This is a genomic window from Runella aurantiaca, from assembly GCF_003339505.1.
GTDB lineage: Bacteria > Bacteroidota > Bacteroidia > Cytophagales > Spirosomataceae > Runella > Runella aurantiaca.
The window spans coordinates 29,946-44,718 of the sequence record NZ_QPIW01000026.1 but is presented as its reverse complement, the minus strand read 5'-3'; the positions used below and the strand labels follow the sequence as shown (position 1 = coordinate 44,718).

Sequence of the window (14,773 nt, the reverse complement as noted above, 5' to 3'; positions counted from 1 at the left end):
AGATATAACGCTTTTCAAAAAAGACAAAATCAAAATACGATTACAAATATCCCCTAGCCTGCAATTGAAACAGTTCGGCGTAGCGTCCTTTATTATCCATCAAGCTTTGGTGACTTCCCGACTCGATGAGTTGGCCGTTTTCAATCACAATGATACGGTCAGCCATGCGAACGGTAGAAAAACGGTGTGAAATCAACAGCGCCATTTTCCCTTTGGTCAACTCGGCAAACCGCTGAAAAACTTCATACTCGGCACGAGCGTCGAGTGCGGCGGTAGGTTCGTCCAAAATCAATAAATCAGAATCTCTCATATAGGCCCGGGCAAGGGCGATTTTTTGCCATTCCCCCCCCGAAAGCTCCACCCCTCCGCTGAAATGCCGTCCCAACACCTGCTGCAAACCATCAGGAAAACGTTTAATCAGCGCCGACGCCAAACTGCGGTCAGCCGCCGTTGCAATGCGGTCAAGGTTGTTGAGTTCGTCAATATCTCCCACGGCAATGTTGCTCTGGGCCGTCATCATTAAGCGGATGTAATCCTGAAAAATGACCCCAATGTGGCGCTGTAATTCTCCTAATTCATACTCCCGTAAATCGCGCCCTTCGAGCAAAATACGCCCTTCGGTGGGGTCATACAAGCGGGTGAGCAGCTTCACCAGGGTTGTTTTTCCTGCCCCATTTTCCCCCACAATGGCCAATTTTTCACCTGCTTTCAACGTAAAATTAAGGTTTTGAAAGACCCATCTTTCAGCTCCGGGATACTTAAAACTGACGTTTTCAAACACAAATCCTTTTTGAATAACAGAAGGAAACGGAAGCGGTTTGGGAGGAGAAATCACTTCGGGTCGTAAGTCAAAAAATTCAAAGAAATCTCGTAGGTACAAAGTTCCCTGAGAGATAGTCGTAAACCGGTTAAGAATACCTTCAAGCGAAGCTTTCAACTGCCTAAAAGACCCCGCCAAAAAAGTAAGGCTCCCAATCGTAATAACCCCCTTAATGGTTTCAATACCGATAAAAGCGTACGCTCCGTAATAGCCCGCCGTACCAACGGCCGCCAACAGCGCCCCCCAAACTGCACGACGAATGGCTAACTTTCTGTTTTGTAAGTAATACGCTGCTGATACTTCCCGAAAACGTTCCGTCAAAAAGCCTGAGAGGCTGAATAATTTCATCTCTTTAGCATAGACATTGCTCGCTCCGATGTAACGTATGTAGTCCAATTCACGGCGTTGGGGCGTCCATTGATACGACAGCGCATAACTTTGCGAATTGAAATAAAACTCCCCAAAAAAGCCCGGAATAATACTTAACACCAAAATCAAAATCAACCACGGACTAAACACCGCCAAACCGCCAGCCAAGAAACCAATGGTAATAATATCCTGCACCTGCGCTAATGTCTGCGCCAACAACGCCGTCCGTCCAACAGTCTGTTGGCGGGCACGTTCGAGCTTATCGTAAAAAATCGGCTCTTCAAATTGGGTTAAATCGAGCGTTGCCGCGTGTTGCATGATTTGAATCGACGACCGATTGGCGTGCAAATCGCCCAAAAGTCCATCCAATAGCCCTGTCATACGGTTCAGAATATCGGAGCTCATCGCCAACGCCAATTCCATCCCAATCAGCGCCAATAAATGCCGCGTATCGGTAGAGTGGCTATTGATAAGCAATACTACTTCATCAATGATTAACTTTCCCAAATACAGCGTCAAAAACGGAATCACCGACCGAATGAGTCGTAAAACCACATTGGTCGCCGTCATCCACGGCTGCGTGTGCCAAATTTCTTTTAAAAACAGCGGTAAGTATTTAAGTGCCAATATTCTGGCTTTAATGGTGGGGAGTTGATGTTTATTTTTTTGGGACATTGTTGATAATTTTCAATTGCCGATTGGCAATGTTGACGTTACAGCAACAGAAACCAGTCGCAATTAGTGCCGAAAAATAAACGGGCCGCTTATCGAACAGGTTATCTGAATTACTTTGGTAAAAAAATCAGAAAGAAACGTATAAAACAAGAAGACCTTCTACGCTTTTGTAAATCAATGAGCGCGGAGGCACAAGCCATGAACACCAAAAACTATCAACTATTCTTTGTCAAAGACCTCGCGGATTTTCCCGATGGCACCCTCTTCGAGTTAGAAAATCAACTCTACAGCCACGCACAAATCAGCAAAGCCTCCAACGAACGCATGAGGGACATTGCCGATTGGGAATACGAAACCAAAGGCTACCTACTACCGGACCGTGGCGACGGTGTTCAGACGATTGTACCCGAGGAAAAAGCCATTGTTTGCGCCCCTTTTTCTCAAAATTTTTCTCCCCTCAAAGGACGAATTCAGATAACAAAAACCACGACCAAAAGTCTACGGTTTCCCGATGCTCCCGCCCCGTCCAACGTTCCGGTAGGGATATTGGCCCGAAATCAGGTTTCCGTTTTTCAGAACATCCACTTTCAGCGGCTCCTCATTGAACTGAATTCAGAGCCTTTTGAAGTAGAACAAATCAGCGTTTTTCATAAAGTAAAAGGCCTTGAAACTGAATGCTATTACGCTCCCAATCCCAAAAAAGAAAATGGAAAATGGATCATTACCTGTGAATTCAGCCACATCATGTTTGGCTTTTACGAAGTTCAGGTTCAATTTACCAATGGCTGGTATTACAGCATCGACCTCATCAAACATTTTCCCGAAGAAGTAAAAGAAAAGTACCCTTTTTCGGATCAATTTTCCGCCATCTCTGGCCAACGGGCCGTTTTTACGCCGATTCCTGAAATTGGGTTTGACCTTTCCAAGTATGATTTATCCAACTTCACCAACGCTGCGATGAACACCAACGAATTAGGTTTCAGCGATGAGCTATTGAATCATGCCATGGAATTGAGCATCGAGTGGGGCGAGAATTACCGCAAGCCCATTTATGAACGATTACAAAAAAAATACCCCCAAATCACCGCCGAAGAGGCCGAAAGAATTCAAAAGCACTGCCGTGAAGCAGAATCGTACATCTACGCGATGGGCGAAAAAGAACTCAACGGCGACATTACAGAGGCCGACATTGTGCCCCTTGCCCAACGAAAATACCCGTGGGTAAAAGCGAAACATTGGTATCGACTGAAAAATATTGCGATGTTTTACGCTCGAAAATAATTTTCCTCCCCAAGTCTCCCAGAAGCTATACGGAAAAGGCATTATAAACCCCAAACATTTTGCTTTAACAGTTAATTGTTCAAATGACATGTTCTAAATCCGGATACTTATGAAAAAATACCTTTGGGGACTGGGTGGGTTGGCGCTGGCTGGCTCTTTGTTGGCAACTTACCAAAACGACAACCCAAGTCGCGGGGCTCAAACGACCCTCGACAGTGTATACGCTACCCTCACGCAGGAACAAAAACACGAATTGAAATACGCCGTGGGGGCTTTGGAAGTAGCCGACGGGCTGGAAGCCAATCTGTATGCTTCGGAACCGATGATTACCAACCCGACCAACATCGACATCGACCACAAAGGACGAATCTGGGTGTTGGAGGCCTACAACTACCGTCCGCATATTACGGGAAATGCCACCCACAAAGAAGGCGACCGCATCATGATTCTGGAAGATACCAACGGCGACGGCAAAGCCGACGCCAGTAAGGTGTTTTATCAGGGGCCCGAAGTCAACGCGCCCTTGGGGATTTTGGTGATGGGCAACCGCGTGCTGGTTTCACAAAGCCCGTACGTGTGGCTGTTTACGGACGAAAATGGTGACGACAAAGCCGACAAAAAAGAAATCATCTTTCAGGGAGTGAAGGGCGAGCAGCACGACCACGGAATGCACGCTTTCACCTTCGGGCACGACGGAAAACTGTATTTTAACTTCGGAAACGAAGGAAATCAGCTCCTCGACGGCAAAGGCCAACCCGTACTGGACCAAGACGGACAGCCCATTGACCGAAAAAAATACAAACAGGGAATGGTGTTTCGATGCGACCAAGACTTCAAAAATGTAGAAGTATTGGGACACAATTTCCGTAACAACTACGAAGTAGCCGTAGACAGCTACGGCACCATGTGGCAGTCAGACAACGACGACGACGGCAACAAAGGGGTGCGCATCAACTATGTAATGGAGTACGGAAACTACGGCTACACCGACGAAATGACGGGTGCAAGCTGGAGCGCTAACCGGACCAACATCGAATCAGAAATTCCGCTACGCCACTGGCACCTGAATGACCCCGGCGCCATCCCCAACCTGCTCCAAACGGGTGCGGGCTCGCCCACGGGCATGTTGATTTACGAAGGCGACATGTTGCCACAAGTATTTCAAAACCAGATGATTCACTGCGATGCAGGGCCAAACGTGGTGCGCTCGTATCCCGTCGAAAAAAGCGGGGCGGGCTACAAAGCAAGCATCGTAAATGTACTTTACGGAAAGCGCAATCAGTGGTTTCGCCCGTCGGATGTGTGCGTGGCCCCTGATGGTTCACTCTTCGCCGCCGACTGGTACGACCCGGGCGTGGGCGGCCACCAAGCGGGCGATTTGAACCGAGGCCGCATTTACCGCGTAGCACCTGCCAATACGGCTTACAAAGTGCCAAGTACGGATTTCAGCACCTTAGAAGGAGCGTTAAAAGCGATTCAAAGCCCCAATGTTTCAGTACGTTATATGGCTTGGAACAAAATTCGTAGCCTTGGACAAAGTGCCGAAAGTGACCTCGTAAAAATGTACCAGACCTCCCCCAATCCGCGCATGAAAGCCCGGGCATTGTGGTTGTTGACGAAACTTTCCAACGGCACTAAATACGTAGAACTTGCCTTAAAAGATAGCAACCCTGACCTCAAAATCACGGCCATCCGCGCCGCCCGGCAGATTACCGCCAAAGGTGTGTTGCCGTTGTCGGTTGAACATTTGAACACCTTAGCGGCTGACCCCGACGCACAGGTGCGCCGCGAAGTAGCTTTGGCGATTCGTCACATCAGCGACGATTTAGCCGCCGACGTGTGGGCCCAATTGGCCACCCGTTACGACGGAAAAGACCGCTGGTATTTAGAAGCCCTCGGGGTGTCGGCCGATGGTCAATGGGATAAATTCTACAACGCATGGCTCAAAATGGCGGGGTCCAATCCTACGGCCACGCCTAAAAACCGTGACATTGTATGGCGGGCGCGTACGGCCGCTTCGGTGCCGTTGTTGGCTTCGTTGGCAGGTGATAAAAATGTGCCGCTCACCGACCGTTTGCGCTATTTCCGCGCGTTTGACTTTAACCCCGGCGCAACCGAAAAATCAAACGCTTTGTTGGACATCATGAAGGGCAACACCGACAATGACGTGGCTAAATTGTGCCTGCGCCATTTAGACCCCGGCTTTGTCAAAACCTCGCCTGTGGCGCAGCAATCCCTTCAAAAACTGTTGGATGCCAGTTTTGGCACCTCTGAGTACATGGATTTGGTACAACGCTTTGAGCCAATCTCGGAGTCAAAACGTCTTTTACAGGTGGCCACCGAAAAGCCCATGCAACGCGACGGCCGCGACGCCGCCCGTCAGTTGTTGAAGCAAGAACAGGCACCGCTGTTGTGGGCGACCATCAACGGCAAAGATGCCACCAAAGCGCAGAGTGTGGTCACTTCTTTACGGAGTGTGGGCACCAAACAATCCATCGACATGCTGAAAGCAATTGCCCTTGACCCCAAACGCCCCAAAGCCCTCCGGGCCGAAGCAACACGGGCGTTAGGCGGCAGCATGGACGGCGAAGATTTAGTATTGGCGCTGTTGAAAGAAGGCAAATTTAGCGGTGATTTAAAAGCCGCTGCCGTGCAGGGCGTAAGCGGTGCTTGGCGCAAAAATGTAAAAATAGAAGCCGCCAAATACATAGATGCTACCCCCAGCAAAGCGGGCAAAAAACTCCCGCCCGTAAGTGAACTGATGGCCATGACGGGCAACGCCGCCAACGGGCAAAAAGTGTTTGCCAATTACTGCGCTATCTGCCACCAAGTCAACGGTGAAGGCAACGATTTTGGGCCTAAATTGTCAGAAATTGGCAGCAAATTGGGCAAAGATGGTCAATATATGGCTATTTTCTACCCAAGTGCAGGGGTAAGTTTCGGCTACGAAGGCTATGAAGTAAAGTTCAAAGACGGCACGACTACCGTGGGGATTGTTTCGAGCAAAACCGAAACCGATTTACTGCTCAAATTTCCCGGAGGCACCACCCAAAGCTACAAAATGAGCCAAGTGGTGTCGATGAAAAAAATGGATGAATCGCTCATGAGCGCAGGCTTACACGAATCCATGAGTCAACCAGAATTGGTGGACTTGGTAGAATATTTATCCAGCTTGAAACGGAAGTAATTTTTAAGCAAAGTTTAAGCCACATTTAAGTACTTTTTAAGGATTAATTTGGACATTTGACCTAATCAAACGAAAAGCTATCACGTAAGTCGAAATTCTTTTTCGTTTTTTGTGGTGTTATATATACTCAGATACCCGACGTGCCAATCCAAGTGCGCGTCGGGTATTTTTATTATGGCTAATATTGAAACTTTCTGCAAATTGTTTGTTTATTTTATCATATTTGTTATTGATATAGTAATAATCAAGCCAGAAAGTAAATATCCGTAGAATATGCTAAATAGAGCTTCATTTTTCTTAATTGCTTTACTAATAGGTTGTCAGACCAAAGACGAGCCTATTTCATCCATTCACCTCCCACTTACAATTGTGAAGGGTTATGGGCCATTTATACCAGCGTTTTCATTGCTTTCCAAAGAACATTCTTCTACAGACCCTGCTGGGGCAGGTTGGGTTAAAACCTATTTGCCGATTAAAGGAATTCCTCCTAAATGGCAAAGTGTAAGCAGATCTATGATTGTGCTTAACATCAGACAATTAGTTTATCAAAATTATGTTTCAGAAAATATTACTTTTGAAATGTACAGTTACCTACAAAAATCATGGAAATGGCAACCCGACGAGCTTAAACTTTCCAAAAAACCAATTAAATGCTACGTATATGTTATTTGGGGAATAAATTCTGAAGGAAATTGGATGGCTATGGTTGACACCAACAACAATCTTGACTTCAGCGACGAAAAAGCGTTTTATCCCGAAATATTGGATTTTAATAAAAATGTTTCTTCTACTTTAAATGAACAAATTGTTAAGTATCAAGTGTATCAAAACCATCAAATAATAGACGCCGAAATTCCAATCGTTATCAAACAATTCAACGGAAATCAATTCGGGTATAATTTTCCTCGATATGCCATAGTTGAATTGATTCAGAAAGGGCAAAAGCATGAATTGGCGGTTGTTCCGAGTGGTTTAACCAGTCCTGATTTTGAAAGCGCAAGTGTTGTAGAAATGGATGGCTCGGTGCAAAATAAAGTAATCGAAGACAACGAACTAATTGAAATAGAGCAATATATCACCATTGGAGGCTTATTGGGAACAAAATACAAAAATAAGGGAGTGGATTTATTCAATAATACAGTAAAATTAGAAGGAATACCCTCTGATGTGGTTGTGTATTCTACCCAAGTAGGCTATCTTTTTCAACCATTTTCAGCCAAAGAGTTTTCCACTAAAAAAACCATTTCATTGGATAGTCTCAAAGGCAAATATGTACTTATTGATTTTTGGGGAACTTGGTGTAGAGGATGCGTGGAAGAAATCCCTAATTTGGTCACAATCTACAAAGGTCTTGATAAAAGCCGTTTTGAATTTATCGGAATTGTTGGGGGAGATACTTCTGATGAATTAAGGAAATTCAATGATAAAAATGGGGTAACTTGGCCCCAAATTTTATCTGATAGTTCTAATAAATTGATTGAAATTTATAAAATAACAGGCTTCCCTCAGACTGTTCTCCTTGACCCAAGCGGGAAAGTAATTGCAAAAGACTTGAAAGGAAAACAATTGCAAATAAAATTAAATGAACTTGCCCTTAAAAAAATATAACAGGCCTTTTAATCTATGCTAAAACCATTTTTTTTGTACGTTTTTCTACTCTGCTGTCTTTCCGTAAAAGCGTCCATAGGCCATCAATTGCCTCTTTTTCTTTCAAAGCCTCTCGGCTTAAATCCCCGCGTGGAGGCGTTGGCATTCATGTACCCCGCGCAGGCACCGCTCATTTTTGATGCGGGCAACGAAGCCAATGCCTATACCGACCAATTTTTTGGGGTAGGTGCACAAAGCCAAAATGACAATAGTTCCAACGCTTTCCGACATTCACTTTGGAATGCGCTTGCGGTCAAAAAACTGAAAGATGCGGGCGCCAACGATGCCACGGCCAACGACATTGTACAGCAATTTACGTCGGCCTATGAGTACAATGACGCAGGAACGGCGCTGGTCAAAACGGCCGCTTCGGCCATGGATTTGCACAATAATTTGGTGGGGCGTTCCTTTAAAAACTACACAACGGTGAATCAACTGTTAGACAGTCTTTTTCTAAAGTCCATTGAACCTAAAGTAATTACATCTACCCTCAGTCAAATTTTGGCAAGTCACAATGCGGATGTGAATACCGCATGGGATTTATTGGAAAACACCGATAGCTCTGGCCTGAACGTCAGTAAATTTTTGGTTAGAATTGACCCCTGTACGGTTTCGTTGGCGCTGAATCACACCATTACAGATACGGTCAAATTTGAGGTTAGCACCAATATTCAGGCCCAAAATATTCTTTCACCTTCGGCCAAAGTGACTTATGATGCCCAAAATTACGTGTTATTGAACCCTGGCTTTAAAGCAGACCAAGGTAGTACCTTTTCTGCGTATGTGGATGGGTGCGGCAATAAGTAGGGCTTACGTTGGCTGATACATTCCATAGCCTTTTGTCACTTTCCCGTACCTAGTTACCAATCATCGGTTCGAAACGATTTTATAAAAAACGCCTCTGGTGAGTTCCCAAATTGTGGAACTATTTTGATACATTTGCTCTTATGAGAATATATTCGCATAAAACCCTGAAAGAGTTTTGGGACCAATACCCTGATGCAAGGACATCCTTAGAGATGTGGTATGAGAAAATGGACGAAAACACCTATGAAACCTCAAACCAAGTTATCAAAGACTTTAAAGATGCTGATATTATTGGAAATGGAAGAGTCGTTTTTAACATAGCCCTCAATAAATATAGATTAGTAGCCTATTTTCGATATAAATTTCATGCAGTTTATGTTCGATTTATAGGAACCCACAAAGAATACGATAAAATAAAGGATATTTTTAACCTATAACAAAAGGCAGACACGGTTATGAAAAATAGAAATATTCAGATTAAGCCAATTACCAATGATGCAGAATTTGCGGAGGCCCATGAAATGATTGAGCTTTTACTAGAGTGTCCTGAGGGTTCTGAAGAAGAGAAAATTTTAGAGGCAATTACAATACTTGCCTGCGAGTATGAGAAAAAACATTATCCAATACCCAAGCCCAATCCAATTGAGGCTATTAAATATAAAATGGCTGAACTTAAACTTTCCCAAAAAGATGTGGCCCACTATTTTGGAGGCGAAAATAGAGTGTCGGAAGTATTGAATGGAAAAAGGAAGTTAAGTCTTAAAATGATAAAAGAACTGCACCATAATTTAGGAATTTCTGCCACTACTTTGTTGGCTATGTGATTAATTAGTTGAATAGAAATACTCACTTTTGTCACCTCATAAAGGTCTAAAACCTCCTATTGAGCAGCACAAGAGGCAGCAGATGTATTTTGCCGTTGTTGGTTTTTCCACCAACATCCTTTCTCTCAACGTCCTAGTTTCCAATCATCAGTTCGAAACGGAATGGCGGGTAAACCCTCTTTGTTGAACAAGTTTGGAACGGGCGTATCCCGAAACGCAAAACGCACCGCTATGGGCTGACTAACCTTATCGGAGGTGACTTCAACGACGTTGTTTTTGACAATTCGGGCCTGTGCTTTGTAAAATACGTGGTCTGCTCCCGCGACTTCAAACTCAGTCAACGGGCCTCCTTTGGCGGCAAGACCACTTTCGGCGTGGTCAAACGAAACGATGGCTTTGTTGCCTTCTACTTGCAAAGATTTATACTGCGGACTTTTATAATTTCCGTTCTTCTGATTGTAAGTCTCTGCCAATGCCCAACCCGCCAACCGATTGCCGACTTCTTTTTTATACACGGGGTGAATGTTGTTAAGGTCATCGACCAAATCGGTAATGACCACCATACCCGATTTCGGAATGTCCATGGCCCGGGTTTGCATCTCGCGCACGGCGGGGGCTTTAAATTCGGTGGTATCGCGGTAGTTGAAAGGGGCAATTTGAACGTAGTAAAACGGAAAGTCTTTCTGCCACGCGCCCCGCCACGTATCCACCATCAGGTGCATGAGTTGGTAGTACGTAGAAGGATAATGACGGTTGGACTCGCCCTGATACCACAACGCCCCCGCAATGACAAACGGCGTGAGGGGTGCTACCATGCCGTTGTAAATATATCCCGCCTGTCGCGGCCATCCTTTGCTCGGAATCATGGTTTCGGCCGAGGTACGGGTGTTGGGGAAGAGATTGACCAAATGCTCTGGAATCCACGATTCGATGTACGAACCGCCCCACGCTACATCAATCAAGCCGATGGGCACATTGAGCGATTGATTGAGTTTTTTACCGAAAAAATATCCCACGGCACTGAACCGCTTTAACGTCAGTGAATCACAAACCGTCCAGATTCCTTTGGCGTCGGTTTGGGGCGTTTCGGCGGTGAGTTTGGGCATTTTAAAAAAACGAATGTTGGCATTGTAGGCCGTCGGCAACTCCGCCTTTGCGTCTTTTACGCCGTGGTCGGCGCTCCATTCCATGTTGGATTGACCCGCACACAACCACACCTCACCCATCAGGACATTTTCCAGCACAATTTTATTTCTTCCCTGAATGCTCAACGTATACGGTCCGCCTCCTGCTTTGGGGGTAGTAATAGTTAATTTCCAAACAGCATTTTCGTTGGTCACCACACTGACCGTTTCACTTTGCCAACTCCCCGTAACTGTTACCCTCTCGCCCGGCTGCGCCCATCCCCATACCGTTACGTTGGATTGTTGCTGCAACACCATATTACTACTAAAAATAGCCGGCAAGTACACATCGGCAACGGCGAAGAGTGGGAAAAGAAAGAGGAGAAGGAAGAGTTTTTTCATTTTTTGAGGAGGTTTTAGGAGTGCATATCCCAACTGAATTAATTTGTTTGGCTAACTTTATTGATAATTTTTACCGTTTCGTAGTTGCTGGTGTTTTCCAACAACAACCTCATTTATGGGCACGGTTTCGGAAAAAATTCAGGTTTTAAGAAACCTGAATCATGGGCTTGAGAAACCGCCCTGACACACGAGTATCACTCCATCATTTGCCGCTTAAAAAACGCCCATGCTTCCAGATACACATCAATATCGCGCGGGGAATTGTGTTGGCCGTTCAGTACTTTTAAGAGGGTTACTTCGGGCTTGCCAGGTTCTTTATACGTATAGCGCTCAATGGTGCGGCCGTCGGTTGGGTCGGTATCGGGCAGCGCCTCCATTTTGGGGCTGCCTGCATATCCCGCCAGTTCAGACCAATATTTGAACGTCCTGTCGGTGGAGCGAACAAAGCCAAGACTGATACCGTTGGTCAACACCTCCCCACCAGTGTAGGGGTTGGTGCGGTCGGCCGTACCGTTGACAATCATCACGGGAATCGCCATGCGTTTTTCGGCGCAATCCATGTTATTGGTGTCGGGTAAGTTGGCAATAAGCGCGGTAATGGCTCTGAACTGTTCGGGCATCGTCAGCGCCAACTTATACGCCATGTGCCCGCCTCCCGAAGTGCCTACCGCGAATACTTTTTTAGGATTGATGGCGTATTTTTGCTCGAAATAGGTAATCATGGATTGAAAAAACGCATTGTCGTTGATGTTTTCCATGTTTGCCGCCGACTGCGCCGTTTTCCGACATTCATTCCAATAGTTTTTGTAGCCGTCGGGATATACCATTAAAATGTTTTCATTGGGAGCAATGGCTTCCAATTTCTGGGCTCCGTTTCGCTGTCCACGCCCGTTGCCCCCTGAGCCGTGCAAAACAAACAGCAAAGAAGACTGCTTATCGGCAGGTGTCAGAAAATGGAAGGTACGGTAATGACCTTCAATCAGCACCGAGTCGCTCACCAGTTGGCAGTGGGCAGTATGGACGAGGAACACTAAGAAGTAGATAAATAGATTTTTTTGCATAACGATGTATTTATCAGTTAGTGAGCCGAAGCCTTCAACTCTTTTTTTACGGTTTTCCACGCGGTTTTCCGCAGCTGTTTTGCAAAATCAGCAGGTACGTTTTTCGGGGTAAAAGTCAGCTTGATTGGCGATTCCTGAAACAAGAAACCATACCAAACCAATGCCCCCAAATAACACCCTGCTGGACTGGCGTGGTGCGAATCAAAATTTAATTTTTCTTTATTCCACGCATAACCCACGTGGAGAGAGTTCGTTTGATCGGGCAGATTGGACATTGTTGGATTTTTGAAATCGAAGTTTTTATCCCGATGGTACGTCCATTTCCGACTGGAACTCATTTGCCAAAATGCATCGCCCGTCGGGATGACCGCTGCGTGAAGCGAGGCAGCGGTGGCTCGGTACGCAGCCCGCGATTTTTCCCACATTTCTTGCTCATTTTTAGCCTCTCCTCCTTCGGTCAGCTGCCCAAAATCGTTAGAATCAGACCGATAAGCCCACGTTTGATGAAAAACGATGCGGGCGTTGGGCTGGAGTTTACGGACGTATTCGTAGAGCTTAGTGGCATACGGTTCGTACGTGCTCAAATCGGTAGAAATTTTGGAGTATTGCTGAAGCGTTATCACGTCCCAACTCCCTTCCGACAAAAGCATTTTTAGCGATTTCCCTTTGTAAGGCTTTCCTTTTTCATCGTTAGGATTTGCTTCGGCGGCGGCGGCGTGTTCCCAGTGGCGCTGCAAAGAGCATCCACCCAATTCAGCCCTTCCAATGATGAGTTCGTGCCCGCCTTCTTTACTCAACTCGGGCAGAAACTGGGTGGCATTTTGCGAAAAGCTATTCCCAATCAAAAACAACCTTAACGGCTGTTTCTGCGCCGAAACACATTGAAGAATAAATAAAAAAAATAAAGTCAGCAGTAACTGACGAGTACGTATTGAACATTTTTGCATACTATATATTTAGCTGATAATGAATTTATTGCCTAAAAACCCTACTTTTTCACTCCCACTTTCGCCGCCCATTGGCGGTATTTTTCGGTTAATTGGGCTACAATTTCGGGGTGTGCCTGCGCCAAATCTTGGGTTTCGGTACGGTCGTTTTCAAGGTCATACAATTCCCATTGGCTTTTACCTTTCATTCCTACCAACTTCCATTTTCCTTGTCGTATGGCACGGTTATCGAAATGCTCCCACGCGATATAGTCATGTCCTTTACGGGTTTTTCCCTGCAAAATGGGCACCAAACTTTTGCCTTCGATGGGCTTAAGGTTCTGTTGGTTCATCGTAAGCGGTTGTTTCACCTGCGCCACTTCCAGAATCGTCGGGAGGAGGTCGATGATGTGCCCGACCTGCGAAGTTTGGAATGCCTTTTTTATAACATTGGGATAATGTACAATCATGGGGGTAGCGATGCCGCCTTCGTGCGTAAACTGCTTGTACATTCGGAAAGGAGTATTGCCCAAAGCGGCCCACTCTTTACCATACGTGGTATAAGAGCCTTTTTGGCCCGCTGGCGTTGTCAACGAAACGGTATAAGCTGCCTCGCCCAAATCTTTTTTGGCGCGGGCATCTAGCACTTCAGCGCAGGCTCCATTGTCCGACAAAAACACAATCATCGTGTTATTGAGCTGCCCGTTGGCGCGCAGTTTTTCGACGATTTTTCCAATGCCCGCATCCATGCGGCTCACCATGGCGGCGTAGGTAGCCATTTTCAAATCCCATTCGTCTTGGTTGGTGGTGTTTTCCCAAGCGGCAATGTCAGCATCACGTTCGGGCAACGCGTATTTTTTACCAAAGAGGCCCATTTTCTGTTGTTTCACAAATCGCTCTTTTCTCAATTCATCCCACCCTCTCTTGTACTTGCCCCGAAATTTTTGGATTTCTTCATCGGGCGCGTGCAACGGCCAATGCGGCGCGGTGTAAGCAACGTACATAAAGAAGGGCTGTTTTGTTTTTTCGTTGGACGAAATATACTCCACGGCTTTGTCGCTGATGGCGTCGGTCATGTAAAAATCCTTGGGCAGGGTATACGGCTCGTTGTCTTCCAGCACCAACCGACCGGGCAACACCTCATAATAGCTCGTGGCTCCGCTGATGAGGCCAAAATATTTATCAAAACCGCGCTGCAATGGCCAATCGGCGCGCTCTTCGCCCACGTGCCATTTACCCGACATAAATGTCTGATAACCTGACGCTTTCAGCATTTCGGCCACGGTGGCAGTTTGTTTGCTTAGCCAACCTTGATAGGGGTTTTCTTGCGCACGGTCTTTTACCTTCGTAACCACCATTTCGCCCATTCCTGCCTGATGCGGATACACCCCCGTCAGCAACGCCGCCCGACTAGGACAGCAACGGGCCGCGTTGTAAAATTGCGTGAATTTTGTGCCGTTTTTGGCCAGATTGTCCAAATGAGGTGTGGGAATTTCAGAACCGTAACAGCCGATGTCGCTAAAGCCCATATCATCGGCCATGATGACGATAATGTTGGGCTTAACGGTGGCGGTGGGTGGGCCAAAACTTAATCCGCTCAGGCCCAAGAAGACCAGCGACGCGACGGTAAATCTATATTTTGTTTTCATA

At 46.1% G+C, this 14,773-nt stretch carries 11 protein-coding genes; 6 read left to right on the top strand and 5 right to left on the bottom strand.

Going from position 1 to position 14,773, the window contains the following annotated elements:
• Window positions 1-40 precede the first annotated feature (40 nt).
• Entirely contained in the window at window positions 41-1,864 is a 1,824-nt protein-coding gene (locus DVG78_RS23405; RefSeq protein ID WP_114463462.1) for an ABC transporter ATP-binding protein, read from the bottom strand.
• Window positions 1,865-2,041: 177 nt separating this feature from the next.
• Here DVG78_RS23405 and DVG78_RS23400 point away from each other — a divergent pair, with 177 nt between their 5' ends.
• The 6 genes from DVG78_RS23400 to DVG78_RS23375 all read left to right on the top strand — a co-directional run bounded on the left by DVG78_RS23400 (window position 2,042) and on the right by DVG78_RS23375 (window position 9,610).
• The gene (locus tag DVG78_RS23400) at window positions 2,042-3,145 is read left to right on the top strand and encodes a hypothetical protein (protein ID WP_114463461.1); all 1,104 of its coding nucleotides are present in this window, start codon (window positions 2,042-2,044) and stop codon (window positions 3,143-3,145) included.
• Window positions 3,146-3,254: 109 nt separating this feature from the next.
• Window positions 3,255-6,332, top strand: coding sequence for a PVC-type heme-binding CxxCH protein (locus DVG78_RS23395; RefSeq protein ID WP_114463460.1), 3,078 nt, complete (start codon window positions 3,255-3,257; stop codon window positions 6,330-6,332).
• Window positions 6,333-6,605: 273 nt separating this feature from the next.
• A complete protein-coding gene (locus DVG78_RS23390) occupies window positions 6,606-7,940 on the top strand; it encodes a peroxiredoxin family protein (RefSeq protein WP_114463459.1) in 1,335 nt (444 codons plus the stop codon).
• A 15-nt stretch (window positions 7,941-7,955) separates the two neighbouring features.
• On the top strand, window positions 7,956-8,786 hold the full coding sequence (locus DVG78_RS23385; protein ID WP_114463458.1) for a DUF6973 domain-containing protein: 831 nt from the start codon (window positions 7,956-7,958) through the stop codon (window positions 8,784-8,786).
• A gap of 140 nt (window positions 8,787-8,926) precedes the next feature.
• Entirely contained in the window at window positions 8,927-9,223 is a 297-nt protein-coding gene (locus DVG78_RS23380; protein WP_114463457.1) for a type II toxin-antitoxin system HigB family toxin, read from the top strand.
• A gap of 18 nt (window positions 9,224-9,241) precedes the next feature.
• Window positions 9,242-9,610: a helix-turn-helix domain-containing protein gene (locus DVG78_RS23375; protein WP_114463456.1), complete on the top strand. Its 369-nt coding sequence runs from the start codon at window positions 9,242-9,244 to the stop codon at window positions 9,608-9,610.
• A gap of 125 nt (window positions 9,611-9,735) precedes the next feature.
• Here DVG78_RS23375 and DVG78_RS23370 read toward each other — a convergent pair whose 3' ends face one another.
• The 4 genes from DVG78_RS23370 to DVG78_RS23355 all read right to left on the bottom strand — a co-directional run bounded on the left by DVG78_RS23370 (window position 9,736) and on the right by DVG78_RS23355 (window position 14,772).
• A complete protein-coding gene (locus tag DVG78_RS23370; RefSeq protein ID WP_114463455.1) occupies window positions 9,736-11,136 on the bottom strand; it encodes a sialate O-acetylesterase in 1,401 nt (466 codons plus the stop codon).
• A gap of 194 nt (window positions 11,137-11,330) precedes the next feature.
• Window positions 11,331-12,197, bottom strand: a complete 867-nt coding sequence (locus DVG78_RS23365) for a CE1 family esterase (protein WP_114463506.1) — start codon at window positions 12,195-12,197, stop codon at window positions 11,331-11,333.
• Between the two features lie 17 nt (window positions 12,198-12,214).
• On the bottom strand, window positions 12,215-13,144 hold the full coding sequence (locus DVG78_RS23360) for a DUF4886 domain-containing protein (protein WP_114463454.1): 930 nt from the start codon (window positions 13,142-13,144) through the stop codon (window positions 12,215-12,217).
• Between the two features lie 41 nt (window positions 13,145-13,185).
• A complete protein-coding gene (locus DVG78_RS23355; protein ID WP_229598302.1) occupies window positions 13,186-14,772 on the bottom strand; it encodes an arylsulfatase in 1,587 nt (528 codons plus the stop codon).
• Window position 14,773 lies beyond the last annotated feature (1 nt).

Coding starts and splice junctions, on each gene's coding strand:
- DVG78_RS23375 (WP_114463456.1), top strand. CDS start 9,242: ATGAAAAATAGAAATATTCAGATTAAGCCAATTACCAATGATGCAGAA.
- DVG78_RS23360 (WP_114463454.1), bottom strand. CDS start 13,144: ATGCAAAAATGTTCAATACGTACTCGTCAGTTACTGCTGACTTTATTT.
- DVG78_RS23380 (WP_114463457.1), top strand. CDS start 8,927: ATGAGAATATATTCGCATAAAACCCTGAAAGAGTTTTGGGACCAATAC.
- DVG78_RS23370 (WP_114463455.1), bottom strand. CDS start 11,136: ATGAAAAAACTCTTCCTTCTCCTCTTTCTTTTCCCACTCTTCGCCGTT.
- DVG78_RS23395 (WP_114463460.1), top strand. CDS start 3,255: ATGAAAAAATACCTTTGGGGACTGGGTGGGTTGGCGCTGGCTGGCTCT.
- DVG78_RS23365 (WP_114463506.1), bottom strand. CDS start 12,197: ATGCAAAAAAATCTATTTATCTACTTCTTAGTGTTCCTCGTCCATACT.
- DVG78_RS23405 (WP_114463462.1), bottom strand. CDS start 1,864: ATGTCCCAAAAAAATAAACATCAACTCCCCACCATTAAAGCCAGAATA.
- DVG78_RS23390 (WP_114463459.1), top strand. CDS start 6,606: ATGCTAAATAGAGCTTCATTTTTCTTAATTGCTTTACTAATAGGTTGT.
- DVG78_RS23355 (WP_229598302.1), bottom strand. CDS start 14,772: ATGAAAACAAAATATAGATTTACCGTCGCGTCGCTGGTCTTCTTGGGC.
- DVG78_RS23385 (WP_114463458.1), top strand. CDS start 7,956: ATGCTAAAACCATTTTTTTTGTACGTTTTTCTACTCTGCTGTCTTTCC.
- DVG78_RS23400 (WP_114463461.1), top strand. CDS start 2,042: ATGAGCGCGGAGGCACAAGCCATGAACACCAAAAACTATCAACTATTC.